This is a genomic window from Paenibacillus hubeiensis (assembly GCF_032334105.1).
GTDB lineage: Bacteria > Bacillota > Bacilli > Paenibacillales > Paenibacillaceae > Paenibacillus > Paenibacillus hubeiensis.
In genome coordinates this window covers 26,870-42,202 of the sequence record NZ_JAVYAE020000016.1, presented here as the reverse complement: position 1 = coordinate 42,202, position 15,333 = coordinate 26,870, and the positions used below count along the sequence as shown (strand labels likewise).

Annotated in this window: 16 protein-coding genes and 1 other annotated feature (1 of these 17 running past the window's edge); of the genes, 10 read left to right on the top strand and 6 right to left on the bottom strand. The window is 53.3% G+C overall.

Going from position 1 to position 15,333, the window contains the following annotated elements; all coding sequences use genetic code 11:
- The first annotated feature begins 31 nt into the window (after nt 1–31).
- The gene (locus RSX24_RS27195; RefSeq protein ID WP_339276598.1) at nt 32–1,111 is read left to right on the top strand and encodes an AI-2E family transporter; all 1,080 of its coding nucleotides are present in this window, start codon (nt 32–34) and stop codon (nt 1,109–1,111) included.
- A gap of 76 nt (nt 1,112–1,187) precedes the next feature.
- On the opposite strand, the gene RSX24_RS27190 is transcribed toward RSX24_RS27195, so the two are convergent.
- A complete protein-coding gene (locus RSX24_RS27190; protein WP_339276599.1) occupies nt 1,188–2,534 on the bottom strand; it encodes a hemolysin family protein in 1,347 nt (448 codons plus the stop codon).
- A gap of 302 nt (nt 2,535–2,836) precedes the next feature.
- Here RSX24_RS27190 and cls point away from each other — a divergent pair, with 302 nt between their 5' ends.
- Together cls and RSX24_RS27180 are read left to right on the top strand one after the other, a co-directional pair.
- Nucleotides 2,837–4,276: a cardiolipin synthase gene (cls, locus tag RSX24_RS27185; protein ID WP_343262322.1), complete on the top strand. Its 1,440-nt coding sequence runs from the start codon at nt 2,837–2,839 to the stop codon at nt 4,274–4,276.
- Between the two features lie 342 nt (nt 4,277–4,618).
- Complete coding sequence (locus RSX24_RS27180) at nt 4,619–5,527, top strand: YitT family protein (protein ID WP_236415201.1); 909 nt, start codon at nt 4,619–4,621, stop codon at nt 5,525–5,527.
- A 58-nt stretch (nt 5,528–5,585) separates the two neighbouring features.
- Here the strand turns inward: RSX24_RS27180 and ligD are convergent, their stop codons facing one another.
- From ligD to ku, 5 genes are all read right to left on the bottom strand, one after another.
- Nucleotides 5,586–6,476, bottom strand: a complete 891-nt coding sequence (gene ligD / locus RSX24_RS27175; protein ID WP_236415200.1) for a non-homologous end-joining DNA ligase — start codon at nt 6,474–6,476, stop codon at nt 5,586–5,588.
- Nucleotides 6,477–6,533: 57 nt separating this feature from the next.
- Complete coding sequence (locus RSX24_RS27170; protein WP_343262321.1) at nt 6,534–7,484, bottom strand: ATP-dependent DNA ligase; 951 nt, start codon at nt 7,482–7,484, stop codon at nt 6,534–6,536.
- Nucleotides 7,485–7,547: 63 nt separating this feature from the next.
- A complete protein-coding gene (locus RSX24_RS27165; protein WP_236415198.1) occupies nt 7,548–8,645 on the bottom strand; it encodes a GerAB/ArcD/ProY family transporter in 1,098 nt (365 codons plus the stop codon).
- Between the two features lie 222 nt (nt 8,646–8,867).
- The gene (locus RSX24_RS27160; protein ID WP_343262320.1) at nt 8,868–9,734 is read right to left on the bottom strand and encodes a VOC family protein; all 867 of its coding nucleotides are present in this window, start codon (nt 9,732–9,734) and stop codon (nt 8,868–8,870) included.
- 324 nt (nt 9,735–10,058) lie between these two features.
- A complete protein-coding gene (gene ku / locus RSX24_RS27155; RefSeq protein WP_236415196.1) occupies nt 10,059–10,976 on the bottom strand; it encodes a non-homologous end joining protein Ku in 918 nt (305 codons plus the stop codon).
- 157 nt (nt 10,977–11,133) lie between these two features.
- On the opposite strand from ku, the gene RSX24_RS27150 reads away from it, so the two are divergent.
- From RSX24_RS27150 to RSX24_RS27120, 7 genes are all read left to right on the top strand, one after another.
- On the top strand, nt 11,134–11,418 hold the full coding sequence (locus tag RSX24_RS27150) for a hypothetical protein (protein WP_236415195.1): 285 nt from the start codon (nt 11,134–11,136) through the stop codon (nt 11,416–11,418).
- Entirely contained in the window at nt 11,418–11,594 is a 177-nt protein-coding gene (locus RSX24_RS27145) for an H-type small acid-soluble spore protein (protein WP_236415401.1), read from the top strand. The genes RSX24_RS27150 and RSX24_RS27145 overlap by 1 nt, the downstream gene beginning before the upstream one ends.
- 165 nt (nt 11,595–11,759) lie before the next feature.
- Complete coding sequence (gene tsaE, locus RSX24_RS27140) at nt 11,760–12,245, top strand: tRNA (adenosine(37)-N6)-threonylcarbamoyltransferase complex ATPase subunit type 1 TsaE (RefSeq protein WP_343262319.1); 486 nt, start codon at nt 11,760–11,762, stop codon at nt 12,243–12,245.
- A 1-nt stretch (nt 12,246) separates the two neighbouring features.
- Nucleotides 12,247–13,098: a tRNA (adenosine(37)-N6)-threonylcarbamoyltransferase complex dimerization subunit type 1 TsaB gene (gene tsaB, locus RSX24_RS27135; RefSeq protein WP_339276604.1), complete on the top strand. Its 852-nt coding sequence runs from the start codon at nt 12,247–12,249 to the stop codon at nt 13,096–13,098.
- A 14-nt stretch (nt 13,099–13,112) separates the two neighbouring features.
- Complete coding sequence (gene rimI / locus RSX24_RS27130) at nt 13,113–13,628, top strand: ribosomal protein S18-alanine N-acetyltransferase (RefSeq protein WP_236415191.1); 516 nt, start codon at nt 13,113–13,115, stop codon at nt 13,626–13,628.
- Complete coding sequence (gene tsaD, locus RSX24_RS27125; RefSeq protein ID WP_343262318.1) at nt 13,628–14,683, top strand: tRNA (adenosine(37)-N6)-threonylcarbamoyltransferase complex transferase subunit TsaD; 1,056 nt, start codon at nt 13,628–13,630, stop codon at nt 14,681–14,683. Before rimI ends, tsaD begins: the two co-directional genes overlap by 1 nt.
- A gap of 195 nt (nt 14,684–14,878) precedes the next feature.
- Complete coding sequence (locus tag RSX24_RS27120; RefSeq protein ID WP_236415187.1) at nt 14,879–15,121, top strand: hypothetical protein; 243 nt, start codon at nt 14,879–14,881, stop codon at nt 15,119–15,121.
- A 70-nt stretch (nt 15,122–15,191) separates the two neighbouring features.
- Nucleotides 15,192–15,333: a binding site (T-box leader), on the top strand; it runs 203 nt beyond the window's last position.

Below are 15,333 nucleotides of genomic sequence, written 5' to 3'. Positions count from 1 at the left end.
CGGCGGGCAGCATATGGAGGGAGTGAACCCGTTGATCAATCACAAATTTTATCGGATTTGCTCGGCAATCCTGCTGCTGCTGCTCATCGTATATTTGGGGGATAAAGTAAGCTTCATCTTTCGTCCCCTGACGTCACTGCTGCACATCGTGATCGTACCGCTGCTCGTAGCGGGTTTTTTCTATTATTTGCTCCGTCCGCTGGTGGATTTCATGGAAAATCACAATATCAAGCGTTCCATCGCGGTGCTGCTCATTTATACCGCCATCGCCCTCGTATTGGGTGGTTTCAGCGTGCTCGTTTGGCCTTCGCTGAGGGAGCAGCTTTGGAATTTCGTTGAAGATACGCCTTCGCTGGTAACCTCGCTAAGCAACCAATTGGGGGAACTGAAGAACAACCGTTTCTTGTCCGCATACCTTCCCGACGACGGCGAAATATTGGCTAAAATTTCGGATTACCTCAGCGAGGGAATCACGCAAGTGTCTGATTACGTCTCGGGGTTGTTTACGGTAGTATCCAACGTGGTCATCGTGCTCGCGACGTTTCCGATCATGCTGTATTACATGTTGAAGGAAGGCAGCAAATTCGGGACGAACCTGACGATGCTGCTGCCAAGGGCCTATCGCAAGGACGGGGAAGAGGCCATTCATGAAATTGACGAGGCGCTGAGCGGTTATATCGTGGGCCGCGTTATCGTCAACGTGGCGTTAGGCATTCTGATGTACATCGGGTTTGTCATCATCGGCCTGCCCTATGCGCTGCTGTTGACCGTAGTATCCGTTATCCTGAACTTCATCCCGTATGTTGGGGCGCTGCTTGCAGCGGTGCCCGTTGTGATCGTAGGGTTCATCGAATCGCCTTCGATGGCGATCTGGTCGCTCGTGATCATCGTGGTCGCCCAGCAAATCCAGGATAATCTTATCTCGCCTTATGTCTATGGGAAACAGTTGGATATTCACCCGCTTACAACGGTCATTCTGTTACTGGTAGGCGCCGATCTGTGGAACATTCTGGGCATGATCATCATTATCCCGCTCTACATGATCCTCAAGATCATACTCAGGAAGCTGCAGCAGCGGGTGGTGGAAGAACGGGCGGAGCATCCCAGCTGAGGAAAGAAAGGCACAGCAAAAGAGCAATCCCTCAAGGGACTGCTCTTTTGCTTGCCCTGCAAGGGCATGGCGCGGATTATGCTTCCGCGTGTTCATCGTTGGTATATCCGGGAAGCGTGATCGCTTCTTTCGGAACAACCGCAACTTTATAGAAGCGATTTTTATCCTTTTCCAGCAGGACAAAGGTCAAATTCTCGAATTCGTATTCTTCCTGCTCGTCCATTTCCGGGCGATGACTGTAAAGCCAGCCGCCGATCGTGTCCCATTCATCGGCATCCAGGTTCGACATGAACATGTCATTGACCTTGGACAAGGACACCTTGCCGTCCAGGATCACATAGTTCTCGTTAATGATCTGAATATCCTCGACTTCATCCGCATCGAATTCGTCACGGATCTCGCCGACGATCTGTTCAAGCACGTCCTCAATCGTTACGATCCCCGAGGTGCCGCCATATTCGTCGACCAGGACGGCGATGTGCACGCCGTCTTTTTGCATTTTTTTCAACAGGTCCTTGACCGGTGTTGTTTCATGCACGGCCGACACGGGCTGAATCAGGGAAGACAGATCAACGGGGGCATCGTTGCCATACAATTCCAGGAAAAATTGCTTCGTATTGATGATCCCGATGATATCGTCCTTGCTCTCGTTCACGACGGGAAAACGTGTATATTGTTCCTGGCGAATGATATCCAGGTTTTCTTCGTTTGTTTTATTCAAATAAAGGCAGACCATGTCTGTTCGGGGTACCATGATTTCTTTGGCCAGCATTTCATCAAAAGCGAAGATCCGGCTGACATAACCAAACTCGCTTTGATTGATTTTGCCGCTTTCGAAGCTTTCGTTAATAATAATCTGCAATTCTTCCTCCGAGTGTGCTTCTTCATGCTCGGAAGCGGGTTTGATGCCGAATAGCTTGACCAGTTGATTCGCGGAGCCGTTCAACAGCCAGATAAAAGGATACATAATTCGGTTGAACCAGATGATAGGTCCCGAAGTCAGCAGCGCAACGGTTTCGGCTTTGCGGATGGCAATCGTTTTAGGAGCAAGCTCGCCTACCACGACATGCAGGTAAGTGATCGTTACGAACGCAATCACGAACGACAGAAATCCTGCAATGGCTTCAGGGATGCGCATCGCTTCGAACAATGGATGAAGGAGGCTTTCTACCGTCGGCTCACCCAGCCAACCGAGTCCCAGCGACGTAATCGTAATGCCGAGCTGGCACGCGGACAAGTAACCGTCCAGGTTGGCAACAGCCTGTTTGACGGCCATGGCTCGTTTGTTTCCTTCCGCAATCATTTGGTCGATCCGGCTTGAGCGGACGCGAACCAATGCAAATTCCACTGCGACGAAAAATGCCGAAAACCCTATCAAAATCGCAACCAATACTAAATTTAACGCATACCTCTCACTGTCCATTCACTACTCTTCTCCTTTGAAGTAATAAGTTTTAACGAATATTATATCGAATTGCGAGGCAAAAGACCACTTTTTGGGTCACATTTATATGTATGGGACAACACAGTCATAACAGACATCACGGCGTTTCCATTCCAGGGTGATGGTGCTGCGGGCGGTTTGGACCGCGGTTTTCTTGTCCAAAATGCTGTTATGGGTAAAACCGTTATGGGGTAACCATGATTACCTCGGGGAAATGTTGTCAAAGCTAGGGGAATTGAACGTTGGGCAGGCAGGATGCTCGTCGCCGAGGGGGAGGTTATATGTTCTGGTTGGTCATTATTTTACTCATATTCATATTTCAAGCTGCAACGATCTTGCTGCTGGAGTTTCGTAATCCGGCCAAGGCGGTCGCCTGGTTGTTCATTTTGTTTTGCGTGCCCTTGATCGGATTCATCGTGTATTATTTCGTGGCCCAGGATTACAGAAAACGCAAAAAACTGCGCAGGGGCGGCTCGCGCATTTTTCGGGCAATCCGGGGAAGGTTATGGACCCAGGCTGCCATCGTTGAAAGGATCGGCCAGATGCCTGAGGGCCGGTTTCAGAACCAGCAGCGGTTGTTCAATTTGTTGACCCGGCTCTCGGAAAGTCCGATTACCGGCTGCAACCGGAGCCGGGTGTTGACCAATGGGCAAGAGACGTATGCTGCCATGCTCAGCGAGATGGAAAAAGCGCGGCATCACTTGCACGTGGAGTTTTATATTTTTCGGGATGACGTCATCGGGGCCCAATTCCAGAACGTCATGATCCGCAAGGCTCGCGAAGGCGTGAAGGTGCGGTTCATCTGCGACGGACTCGGAAGCCATGCCCTTAGGCGGGACTTTTCCGAAAAGCTGCGGCAAGCCGGGGTTGAATTTCACTTCTTCCTCCCGCCGATGATCGCCACAATCGATCGGAGCATCAACTATCGTAACCACAGGAAAATCGTCATCGTGGATGGCAAGGTGGGGTTCGTGGGCGGGATCAACGTGGGTGACGACTATTTAGGCCAGTATCCGAAAATGGGACATTGGCGGGACACGCACGTCCAGCTTGAAGGGGACGCCGTCTATTTTTTGCAGAATACGTTTTTGAATGACTGGAAGCTGGCCTCCGGCGAACAAATTGCCGAACCCGGGTTATCCGAGCTGTTCCCGCTGCATGATTGCCAAGGGACGGAGCGCGTTCAAATATTGAGCAGCGGCCCGGACCAGAATTGGGATGCCATTCAGGAGATGTGTTTTAGCGCCATGTCGGTGGCATGCGACCGCATTTACCTCACAACCCCCTATTTTATTCCTGACCCTGCGCTATTCGAGGCCCTTAAAACGGCCGCCGTCAGCGGGGTGGATGTGCGCATTCTCATTCCTTACCAATCGGATTCCTTGCTGGTTCACCTGGCCTCGCTTTCCTACGTGGAGGAACTGCTTCTTGCCGGGGTACGGTTTTTCCAATACCGCAAAGGATTCGTGCATGCCAAAGTAATGATCGTGGACGATTTGCTGGCTACCGTCGGCACGGCCAATATCGACATGCGCAGTTTTTTTTGCAACTTTGAACTGATGGCGGTGTTGTTCGATGCGGAGCCGATAAACCGGTTATTGGAGGATTTTAAGCAGGATCTAAGCGAAAGCAGTGAAATCGAGATCAAGGCCTTTGTACGGCGTTCGTGGCGACAAAAAGGGATGGAAATGCTGTCTCGGATGCTTTCTCCGCTGCTTTAGCCGTTTTAGACCTGATTTCACGAGATAAATTCACTTTTTGTGAATTTATCTCTTTTTTTCTAACTATTTTGCTCAAATTTGATCTTTTATGATATAATAGTGATAACAAATGATGTCTTGGCGAAGGAGGGGGAGTCTGAATGATAGCAGGCTCCCTTTTGCTCTTTTTTGGCAATTGCCATCGGAATTAAGACATTTTGAATCCATTTCATATAGCTTTTAGTTGCTCTTCAGGGTGCGTATAAAGTCCAACCCATTTGTTGTTTTATATGTAGACCCCCCGTGCAGTAGTTAAATGATTTATGAAATGGATTCACATACTGACCAAATGGGGGGGAAAGCATGTCCAATGTAACAGTTAAAGAAATTACATCCAAGCCGGACCGCAGCGTGAAAGGCTCTGTGTTCACATTGAAGCTTCTGCAGCGGATTGTCATGATTCTCATTGGTGCGGTGCTAATGGCCGTCGCACTGGAAGTGTTCCTGGTGCCCAATGGCGTTATTGATGGAGGGGTTACGGGCATTTCCATCATGGTGTCGGAACTGACCGGCTTGCCACTCGGGATTTTCTTGACACTGCTTAACTTGCCGTTCCTGTTACTCGGATACAGACAAATCGGCAAAACGTTTGCCTTGTCCACGCTGCTGGGGATCGTGGCCATGTCAATCAGTACCACGTTATTGCACCATGTTCCCGCATTGACTCCGGGCGAGCCTTTGCTTGGCGCCGTATTCGGCGGACTGATTCTTGGCGCCGGCGTCGGCCTGGTCATTCGTTCCGGCGGATCGCTGGACGGAACCGAGATCGTGGCCATTCTGCTCAGCGAGAAAACCCCGCTGTCCGTCGGACAGATCGTGCTGTTCATCAACATCTTTATTTTTGCGGCTGCAGGCTTCGTGTTTGGCTGGCCGAATGCGCTGTACTCCATGATCGCCTACTATATCGCAATGAAGCTGATCGATATCGTGAACGAAGGGTTGGAGCAATCCAAATCGGTTTGGATCATTAGTGAAAAATATCGCGAAATCGGTTCGGCCCTTACCGACCGCCTTGGTCGCGGAGTTACGTTCCTTGATGGAGAGGGCGGTTTTAGCGGCGATGAGAAGAAAATCATTTTTGTCGTCATCACCCGTCTGGAGGAAGCAAAGATGAAATCCATCGTTGAGGATTGGGATCCGCATGCGTTCGTAGCCATCGGCAACATTCATGACGTAAAGGGCGGACGCTTCAAGAAAAAGGGAATTCATTAGCGGTTATGTCCGCGTACATCGATAAAATAGCCGATATCTGCCCACATGCAGGTATCGGCTATTTGGATTGGAGGTGCTTCAGTATCAGTTCTACCGGCTGAGGATCGATTGCGGCGATCAGATCGCCGGTCTTCTGCAGGCGTTCCAGAATATTGAGCAAATGAAAAGCTTTGACGGACACGTTACTGCGAACCTCATCCCAGGTCAATGGCGTGGACACGGTCCCTTCGGGCTTGGAACGGGGCGTATATGGGGCTGCCAGCGTTTTTCCGCCATAATGCTGCAGGTAATCGAAATAAATCCGATCTCCGCGATCCTTTTTGAGTCGCTCCAGCGTGAATAGGTCGGGATGCTTCTGGGTGACGTATTTCCCGACGAAGTGGCCGATCATCCGAAGCTGATCAAACGTCACTCCTTTCCGAATGGGCACGATGATCTGTACCCCTGTGGCACCGGACGTTTTGGCCACAGATTGCAGTCCGAGAGAGGAGAGGGTTTCGCCAACGATCAAGGCAGCCTCCATGATGCGAGGTTCTTCCTCCAGCGAAGGGTCCAGGTCGATCATCCATTCGCACGGGAGCGTGCTGCCTACGGCATGTAATGAGGGGTGAAACTCCAATGCCGCGAGATTGCCAAGCCATAGCAGTTCGGGCAAACCGTTCATGACGACGTAACGGATGCCATCGTGCATTTCGGTATGCACAAACTCGGGCACCGGTTCGGGCACGTTTTTTTGATAAAAAAATTCACCGCCCGCACCGTGCGGATAACGAATGGTTGTAAGCAGGCGCTGTTTGGTATAGGGGAGCAGGAACGGGGCGAGGCCGGCCAGTTTTTGCAGGTACATCGCTTTGGTGATCCCCACTTCGGGCCACAAGGGTTTGTCGGGATTGGTAATGGTCAGTTCGACGCCTTCTACCGTAATTGTCCCTTTTATGGGTGAAGCCATATTCGTACCTCCTCAAAAGTCATGGGCGATTTGTCGATCCGTGCCATCTGCGGCCACTTACGTTTGGAGTTGATCCGCAGAGCATTCTTCCCGGGTGACCTCGGCGAATGCCTGGATGCTGGGATGTCTTAGCGTCCGATGGTGGGTCAGCTCCATATACTGCACCCTGACGCCAATCTGCGGCTGGATCCAGGTTGTTTCGGCGCTTCGTTCGGGTCTGTTGCTGAAGGGTCGTTCCTCCCTGACGAGCGGCGCCACTTGTCGGGTCAGATCGCGCCATGCTTCGGCATTCAACCTGCCGGTGCCGACATGACCGATATAGACGAAATGAGGGCCGTCATACACTCCGACGGCGACGGCATTGACGATGCCGTCCCTGTACGTAACCCCGCCGATCATGGCGTACAGGTCATGCATGATTTTTACTTTTTGCCAACGCGCGTCCTTGCCCTGTATGCCGTATGTGCTGCGCAGATCCTTACAAACGATGCCTTCCATCCGGTGTTTGCGCATGACGGCAAGCAGCGTGTCCGGATCGTCCGTATTCGCGACTTCCTGCACATGGGGGGAAGGGATCAGAACGTCGTGAAGCAATCGCTGCCGATCCGCGAGCGGCTGGTCGGTTACCCACCGTCCGTTGCAATACAAAATATCGAATACCATGTACGCGATCGGAAGCTGATGAACCATTTGGGAGATGACGTCCGGTTTGCTCATGCGATCGCGCCGCAATACGTGATAGAAGGAAGGAGTACCGTTTTCCGGATCAAGGGAAATCACTTCTCCGTCCAGAATATAGGTTTGTGCCGAACAAAGATTGCGCTTGACGGTCAATTCCGGATATTGCAGCGTTCGCTCATGCCTTCGACGGTTAAACAATTTCAAAGCTTCCCCATCCTCATAGGCCAGCATGCGGACGCCATCCCATTTGATCTGGGCGATCCAGTCGGGGCCGGTCGGGAGCTGCTCCTTCAATACGGGTTCAAATGGTATGATCGGGGGTAACATGGGGTGAGCCTCCTTTCGGCACGGGCTGCCTTGCAAAAGATGCTTGAGCATTCGTTGCAGATATCAGCTTTTTCGCAAGCGTCTCCTAAACTGGTGAATCAGAAGCAGCAGCACAGGCAAAACAATGCCGCAGGTGATATCCCAATCGATCCAATACGGGATAATGTCTTTAAGATAGAACTCTTCGTCGGGAGCAACCAGGATGGACATGGAGACTGTCATTAAGGCTCCCGGCAAAATGAGTGGGCGATGGCTGGATATTCGAAACAGGGAAGACAGCCCCATAAGAAATCCATATAGGAACAGTATGCCCTTGAAAAATACGGCGATCATCCAGACAGAGGCGATGAATGCCTCGATTCGTTGCAGGAAGTTGCCGATGTTTATTTTGCGCGACAGATTGTAGGCGGGAAACCATTGATGCTCCGTCATAAAGGAACCCAAGACAAGCAAGCACATGGTCAACGTAAGAGTGAGCCACAATCCGCCAAAGATGCCGGCCAGAAGAACATCCTTTTTCAAATTCGCTCCCTGGTTGGCATAGGGGAACACCATCATGAAAATGCATAGCTGGCAGTAGGGGTAGGTCAATACGGCAAAGATTCCTTTCAAAGGGTCAAGCAAGCCATGAGCTAGGATTGGCGTAATATTGTTCAGATGGGCTTGAGGCAGTATACATACCGTCAAAATAAGCAAAAACAGCAGGACCAGCGGCAAAAAAAGCTCTGCACCTCGTCCTATGCATTCAATGCCACAGATCAGACCCCATGCAAGCGCCCCGACAAAGAGCAGGTTTAAGGCAAAGAGCGGAGATTGGCGCATGATATTCGTAGTCATGAAATCGCCAAGTTCCCGCACAAAGGTGGAAGCGCCGATCAGGAAATAGAACAAATAAAAGCAGCTGACAACGGCGCCGAACCATGGACCAAGCTTTTGCAGCGCATGCTGTATCAGATTCAATTGCGGCTGCGTTGCATGGAGCAGCAGCATGATGGCGAGAATGCCGGTGCCACCTGCGACCCCGAGCAAGGCGGATAACCACGCATCTTCGTGCGCATACGACGTGATCATGGACGGAAACAAGAGAATTTGTTCTCCGATCGTGCACATGAATAGCAATGCAGCAAGCTGTCTTACCGTCAAACGCCCATTTTCAAGCATACGGCTTCTCCTTTGCGGGTATATCCGGTTATTCCTATATTCTTTGCCAAAGAGACCAATATTATGAGGCCAAGTTCATTTGACCGATGAAGAACGCTGCATGGCCGCGCTAAAAGGCCCGAACAGGATCTGCTCTTCAAATAGGAAGAGGCAATCCCGTTCGGGCCGTTATAGGTGTATGCGCTAGAGTCGAGGGCGGAGCCGAGTTGGCGGGCAATCATTTCAGTTTGCTGCTGTCAGGCGAATGCGAATGTTTTGCGGATCGACGGTCCACCAGATCGCCCCGTCCTGTTCCACAGAGGCCCCTTCCTGACGAAGATGCTGCACGGCCGCATCAAGCTCGGCCTTTCTGTCGTAAACGATCGTGAAGTAGTCGATGCCTGTTCCGTTTATCGGCGTGACGGGCGCTCCGACGCCCGCCCACGTGTTCAACCCAAGGTGATGATGGTATCCTCCTGCCGATACGAACAGTGCCGAGCCGCCGAAACCACTCGTAATATCGAACCCGAGCAATCCGATATAGAAAATGCCGGAATCCTGCAGGCTCCGCACGTGAAAATGCACGTGGCCGATCACTGTGCCCGCCGGAAGGCCCTTCCAAGGGAGATTTTCGGAAATGGCGAACAGGCCTTCCACGTCAACGGGGTCGGTTGCCATAATGTAGTTGTTTTTCTCATCCCGTTGCCACGTATCGCGAGGACGATCCGCGTAGATTTCAATCCCGTTGTTGTCCGGGTCGGAGATGTAAAGCGCTTCGCTGACCAGATGATCCCCTTGTCCGATCTCGATGCCATGGGCAGCAAGGTTGCGCAGAGCGAGACCGAGCGATTGACGGTCAGGCAGCAAAATGGCGAAATGATACAAGCCGGCAGAAGACCTCGGGCGGGTGATGCTTACGTCGGCAGGCTGCTCCAGCCGCAGCAGCGAGGTTTGGCCGTCAGCGGTCAATGTGGCGACACGGTCGTTCCGTTCCAGCAGCTTCAGCCCGACCACTTCGGTGTAAAACCGGATCGAACGGTCGAGATCGCTGATTCTGATGCTGACCTCGCCGAGTCGTGTCGATGCGGGAATTTGATAATCGGTTGTCATTGGGATACCTCCTCGGAATATAAATGATGCTTCATCAGCATTCATATGATTAGGGATCAAAGTACGGTTGTTGAAGGATGATGGATCGATGTTTATTCAGGGCGGATCTGCGAAGAAAGGCCTTGCGAATCCATTTTGCTGTAAATTGATAAATAAGTTACTTTTCATAAGTTAATATAAAATATAAATAAACTTTCGTCAATCCATATCTGATCCTAGCCATCCGGCAAATACGACGAACGAAAAAAAGCCGGCTCAATATGGCCGGATTGGCGAAAATGGACGAGATGCAAGTTAGGATATGGAAGGGCAGGGTGTGACGAGTCATGTTTTCGGTTTGGCTGCGCTTTTTTTGCGTTTGCCGGCAGCGGGCGTTGCCGCAGGTTCTTCGTTTCCGACGGCCGCTTGCGCAGCGGTTTTCTTTGGCGCCCGTTTCTTTGGTTTGGCTGTCGCGGTACCGGGATCGGCCGGGATCGGTTTGACGGCTTCGATGCTTGCCTGCAAAGCGGCCATCAAATCCATGACGTTGGCTTCCGGTTTGGCCGGAGCGATTTTGATTTCTTCGCCCGCAACCTTGTGATTGATCAGCTCCACCAGTTTATTGCGGTAGTCGTCCGTGTACTTTTCAGGCTCAAACGGGGTTGAAAGCTGTTCGATCAACAGTTTGGCCATCGTCAGTTCCTTCTCGTTGACATTCTGGTTCTCGGGCAGGCCCGGCACCTGGGAAACCGGGCGAATTTCATCCGGATAGAAGATGGTTTCCATGGAGAGGCAGTCCTCAAGCACGCGAATGGCCGCCAGGCTGCTCTTGGAGCGGATGGAAACCTTTGCAATGCCGATCTTGCCTGTGTCGTGCATGGCTTTCATCAAAAGCTGATAGGCATTGCCTCCAGCCTGATCGGGGGAAAGATAGTATGTTTTTTGAAAATAAATCGGATCGATTTCGGTGAGGTCTACGAAATCGATGATCGTGATCGTTCTGTTCGAGGCGTCATTCAAGGCCTCCAGCTCCTCTTTTTCGAACAGCACGAATTTTCCCTTTTCATATTCATAACCTTTGGTGATGTCCTCCCACTGGACTTCGACTTCACAGGATGGACATTTGCGGACATAAGCGAGCGGACTTCCGCAGACTTTATGAATGTAACGCATGGAGATGTCTTTGTCCTCGGTGGCCGAGAACATTTTGACAGGCACGTGCACGAGCCCGAAGCTGATGGCCCCTTTCCAGACGGTATGCATGGGACAGCCCCTTTCCGATAGAAACTTTTAATAGCAGTATGGGCATGTAAGGGCTTGATCATCCCTGCGGCGACGATTTTTGTATGCTTGGGCTGCATTCGGGGATGATAAGTGTGCATGCCGTAAGCTGTGCCTATGAAGACAAGGGAGGTGTCCTATGAATCAACGACGGGATGATGAACGTGCGCATAAATACGCCTTTACCCCGTACCCGCTAGTAACTACAGATAGCGTTGCAGGAACCCAAGTGAACTGGGAGGCAGTGACGTCCACGGACGAACCGCTTGATCGCGAGTCCTACATGCTGGACATAGACCGGATGGTGAACGAAGGACTGGGCGGCGGCCAAGTTACGGAAGACAACGGTTATATCGGAGATAGCACGACGGACAGCATGACACCCGAACCCCATGATGTGGAAGGAGAGTACGATCCATTATGATGGATGCCAAACGAGCAAAAGCCATCTTCGACTCCAAAGATACCATTGCCGTTAGTTTGGATGGCGAGCCGGTCTGGATCGAACATGTGGATGAAGCGAACGGCATGGCGACCGTGCAGGTCGGCAGCGATCCGCTGAATACGCACACCGTTTCGGTTGATCGGTTGAAAGAGTAGACATCGGGCGACACATAAGCATACAATGATTTCAAGGGCCGGTGCCGTCAAGCACCGGTTCTTTGGCTTGGTCGACCCTTCGGTGTTGCGGGGGAAGAAGGGGACCGATATAATAGTCTTCAAAGTGAACTCGGGCGGCTTGGACCGCCAAAGGTGGGGCGTATATTGAATCTGAAGCATGAGCAGTGGGTGTTCGAATCCCATGGCATTGCCGATACCGAAGCGCTCGCGTCCGCAATTGCAGGACAGGCAACCGCCGGAATGGTGATTGCGCTGGACGGCGACCTGGGCGCGGGCAAAACGGCGTTTTCGCAAAAATTCGCATGGCATCTCGGCGTGCAGGACGTGGTGAACAGTCCCACGTTTACGTTGATCAAGGAATACGAGGGCCGATTGCCCCTGTATCATATGGACGTGTACCGGATATCGCTGGAGGAAGCGGACGAGCTTGGACTGGGCGAGTATTTCTACGGAAATGGCGTAAGCCTGGTGGAGTGGGCGAGCATCATTCCCGAACTGCTGCCGGAAGCGCACTTGCATATCCAGATCGAGACGACAGGTCCGGAAGACCGCAAAATTACGCTCGATGGATACGGCGAAACCTACGCTGCCCTGTGCAGGCAGTTCAGAGAGAATGGAGTGTTCAGTTAATATGGAACAATTGCAGCAAAAAGGAGGGCGGCGGTTTCTGGCTCTCGATACGTCCACCGCAATGATGGCGGCTTCCGTCATGGAAGAGGAAGCGCTGCTGGAGGAGCGAAACGAACGGGCAGACCGCAACCATTCGGTGCATGTGGTGCCGGTGATGGAAGAGCTGCTGCAGGCCAGCGGCACCCGAACGGGCGAGCTGGACGGCATTGCCGTAGGCATCGGTCCAGGCTCGTACACGGGCATCCGCATTGCGGTGACCGCGGCCAAGACGCTTGCCTGGGCTTGGGACATCCCCGTTGCCGGGGTGTCCAGCCTTCAGGCGATCGCTTGGGGCGGCTGGCACGCAGGCCTCGCCGCCAAGGCGGAAGCTGCGGCCGAGGATGCCGCAGCGGCAGGGCTTGGCGGAACGCCATCCGCGGACCAGGACGGCACAGGTGCCGCCCCTGTCCACTGGATCGTTCCGCTCGTGGATGCGCGGCGCGGCCAGGCCTACACCGCGCTGTTCGCCGGCGCCGGAAGCGCTGCGCCCCGGCGGCTGGAGCAGGATGCCATCCGCAAGATGGACGGATGGCTGGAAACGCTCGCCGCCCGCATCGCGGAGGCGGCGCCCGAGGAGCGGCCCGTCGCCGTCTGGTTCGTCGGCGAGACGGGGCCGCATGCAGAGGCAGCGGCGGGGCTTCGCTGCCCGGCCGGGACGGCGATCCAGCTCGTGCCTTATGAGCTGGAGGGCCGTTGGATCGGGCGCCTCGGCGCTGCCGCGCTGCTTGCAGGCCAGCATGACGACGTGCATGCGCTGGTGCCGAACTACACCCAGCTGGCAGAGGCGGAAGCCAACCTGCTGCGCAAAGGTTGAAGGAGGGCTTGCGAATGGACAGGCTGGAGGGGCAGCAACCGGATGAAGGGCTGCAGTTCAGGCTGATGACCATGGACGACATTCCGGGCGTAATGGTCATCGAGCACGAAGCGTTCACCTTGCCGTGGACGGAAGAAGCATTCCGCAATGAATTGACGCATAACCAATTTGCCAAATATATGATCATGGAATATGAAGGCGCTCCGATCGGATACGCCGGCATGTGGACGATTATGGATGAGGCTCATATTACCAACATTGCCGTCCGCAAGGCATACCGGGGACGCGGGCTGGGAGAACGGCTGCTGGACGAACTGATGAGAACGGCCGCATATCTCGGCATGGAGCGAATCACGCTGGAAGTCAGGGTTTCGAACCATGTTGCCCAGAACCTGTATGCCAAAAAAGGATTTGAATCCGCAGGTCTTCGCAAAGGATATTATTCCGACAACCAGGAGGATGCGATGATCATGTGGGCCAATCTGCCGCCCGTGGACCGCGATGAAGAGGAAGGAAGCGTAACGGATTAATGAGCGAACACAATGAAAGTCAACTCTCGGCCCCGGCCTACATTCTTGCGGTCGAGACAAGCTGCGACGAAACGTCCGTAGCGGTGGTCAAGGATGGATGTGAAGTGTTGTCCAACCTGATCTCGAGCCAGATCGAAACCCATAAGGCATTTGGCGGCGTGGTGCCTGAGGTCGCTTCCCGCAAACATGTGGAAGTCATTACGCTGATGATGCAGGAAGCGATTGAGAAATCAGGCATCCGTCCACAGGATTTGAGCGCGATTGCGGTTACGCAGGGTCCGGGTCTCGTAGGCGCTTTGCTGGTGGGCATCATTGCGGCGAAAACGCTGGCGATGGCTCTGGGCAAACCGCTGATCGGCACGCATCACATCGCCGGGCACATCTACGCCAACCGGCTGACGCAGGAGCTGCAATACCCGGCCATGGCTTTGGTGGTATCCGGCGGTCATACCGAACTGGTGCATCTGGAATCCGAAGGCAGCTTCAAACTGATCGGGCGCACGCGTGACGACGCGGTAGGGGAGGCCTATGACAAAGTGGCCCGTGCACTGGGTTGTCCCTATCCCGGCGGACCGCATGTGGACCGGATGGCCCATGAGGCGCATGAAGCCGTGCCGCTGCCGCGGGTTTGGCTGGAAGCCGACTCGTACGACTTCAGCCTGAGCGGGCTGAAATCGGCCGTGCTTAATGCGCTCAACCAGGCCAAAATGCGAGGCGAGACGCTGGAGCCTGCCGCAGTGGCGCGAGGGTTCCAGGAGGCCGTCGTTGAGGTGCTGGTAGAAAAAGCGGTGCGGGCCGTGCGCCAGTACGGTTCCCGTCAATTGCTGCTGTGCGGCGGCGTGGCTGCCAACCGTGGTTTGCGTACTGCGCTGCAGGAGCGCTGTGCCAAGGAGGGCCTTCAGCTCCTTATTCCGCCGATGGAATATTGCACGGATAATGCGGCGATGATCGGAGCTGCAGCTTATCTGAAATTCAAACGCGGAGAGGACATGAACTACGATGCCAAGGCCGATCCGGGCCTTTCGTTGGAGGCATGGTCGGTCCGCGCCGTTTAAGCTTTTTTGGACTTTGCGGGTTGACACCTGCTTGCAAAGCATGTATATTAAAACCAAATTTAAACAGGGAAACGCAATGAACAGGATCAGTAGGGATATTCCGGGATCAAGAGAACTGCGGGTTGGTGCAACGCAGTCGATGGAAGCCTGAAGCTCGCCTGGAAGCGGAATGATGGAAGTCGGGAAGTGTGTGCAATGTGTGATGTTGCTCGCTTGTCCAGTACATCGTTACGGGTTGCCTCCGTGATGGGGCCGTTGTTGAAGGTTCATGCCGAATGCAATGATATTCTGGTACATGAACGCTTTAGCAGCACTGAGGTGGATTTTCGCAGTCTCGGCATAGTTATGGCGTGTGGACGCATACGCGGTAACGGGCTGATGGCACGGAAATCAACAAGAGTGGTACCGCGTATGGGTGAACAGCCTGTCGTCTCTTGAATGAGATGGCAGGCTTTTTTTGTTACTTATAACGATGCGAAAAATGCAATTCATGTGGAAACGAATAACGATAAAGGTAATGAACGGGAGCAGTAGGACGAGGGTGGTGTACAGAGAGCTGCGGGGTGGTGCAACGCAGTCGCCGAATCGTGCGAATCTCGCCCGGGAACAGAGCCGTGGAATCATGGAACAGGTTGCCTCCGAAACTGATC

What these genes read in the sequence shown, in the direction of transcription:
- RSX24_RS27190 (WP_339276599.1), bottom strand. Translation starts at nt 2,534, where the DNA reads ATGGACAGTGAGAGGTATGCGTTAAATTTAGTATTGGTTGCGATTTTG.
- cls (WP_343262322.1), top strand. Translation starts at nt 2,837, where the DNA reads ATGTTCTGGTTGGTCATTATTTTACTCATATTCATATTTCAAGCTGCA.
- RSX24_RS27180 (WP_236415201.1), top strand. Translation starts at nt 4,619, where the DNA reads ATGTCCAATGTAACAGTTAAAGAAATTACATCCAAGCCGGACCGCAGC.
- ligD (WP_236415200.1), bottom strand. Translation starts at nt 6,476, where the DNA reads ATGGCTTCACCCATAAAAGGGACAATTACGGTAGAAGGCGTCGAACTG.
- RSX24_RS27170 (WP_343262321.1), bottom strand. Translation starts at nt 7,484, where the DNA reads ATGTTACCCCCGATCATACCATTTGAACCCGTATTGAAGGAGCAGCTC.
- RSX24_RS27165 (WP_236415198.1), bottom strand. Translation starts at nt 8,645, where the DNA reads ATGCTTGAAAATGGGCGTTTGACGGTAAGACAGCTTGCTGCATTGCTA.
- RSX24_RS27160 (WP_343262320.1), bottom strand. Translation starts at nt 9,734, where the DNA reads ATGACAACCGATTATCAAATTCCCGCATCGACACGACTCGGCGAGGTC.
- ku (WP_236415196.1), bottom strand. Translation starts at nt 10,976, where the DNA reads ATGCATACCGTCTGGAAAGGGGCCATCAGCTTCGGGCTCGTGCACGTG.
- RSX24_RS27150 (WP_236415195.1), top strand. Translation starts at nt 11,134, where the DNA reads ATGAATCAACGACGGGATGATGAACGTGCGCATAAATACGCCTTTACC.
- RSX24_RS27145 (WP_236415401.1), top strand. Translation starts at nt 11,418, where the DNA reads ATGGATGCCAAACGAGCAAAAGCCATCTTCGACTCCAAAGATACCATT.
- tsaB (WP_339276604.1), top strand. Translation starts at nt 12,247, where the DNA reads ATGGAACAATTGCAGCAAAAAGGAGGGCGGCGGTTTCTGGCTCTCGAT.
- rimI (WP_236415191.1), top strand. Translation starts at nt 13,113, where the DNA reads ATGGACAGGCTGGAGGGGCAGCAACCGGATGAAGGGCTGCAGTTCAGG.
- tsaD (WP_343262318.1), top strand. Translation starts at nt 13,628, where the DNA reads ATGAGCGAACACAATGAAAGTCAACTCTCGGCCCCGGCCTACATTCTT.
- RSX24_RS27120 (WP_236415187.1), top strand. Translation starts at nt 14,879, where the DNA reads ATGTGTGATGTTGCTCGCTTGTCCAGTACATCGTTACGGGTTGCCTCC.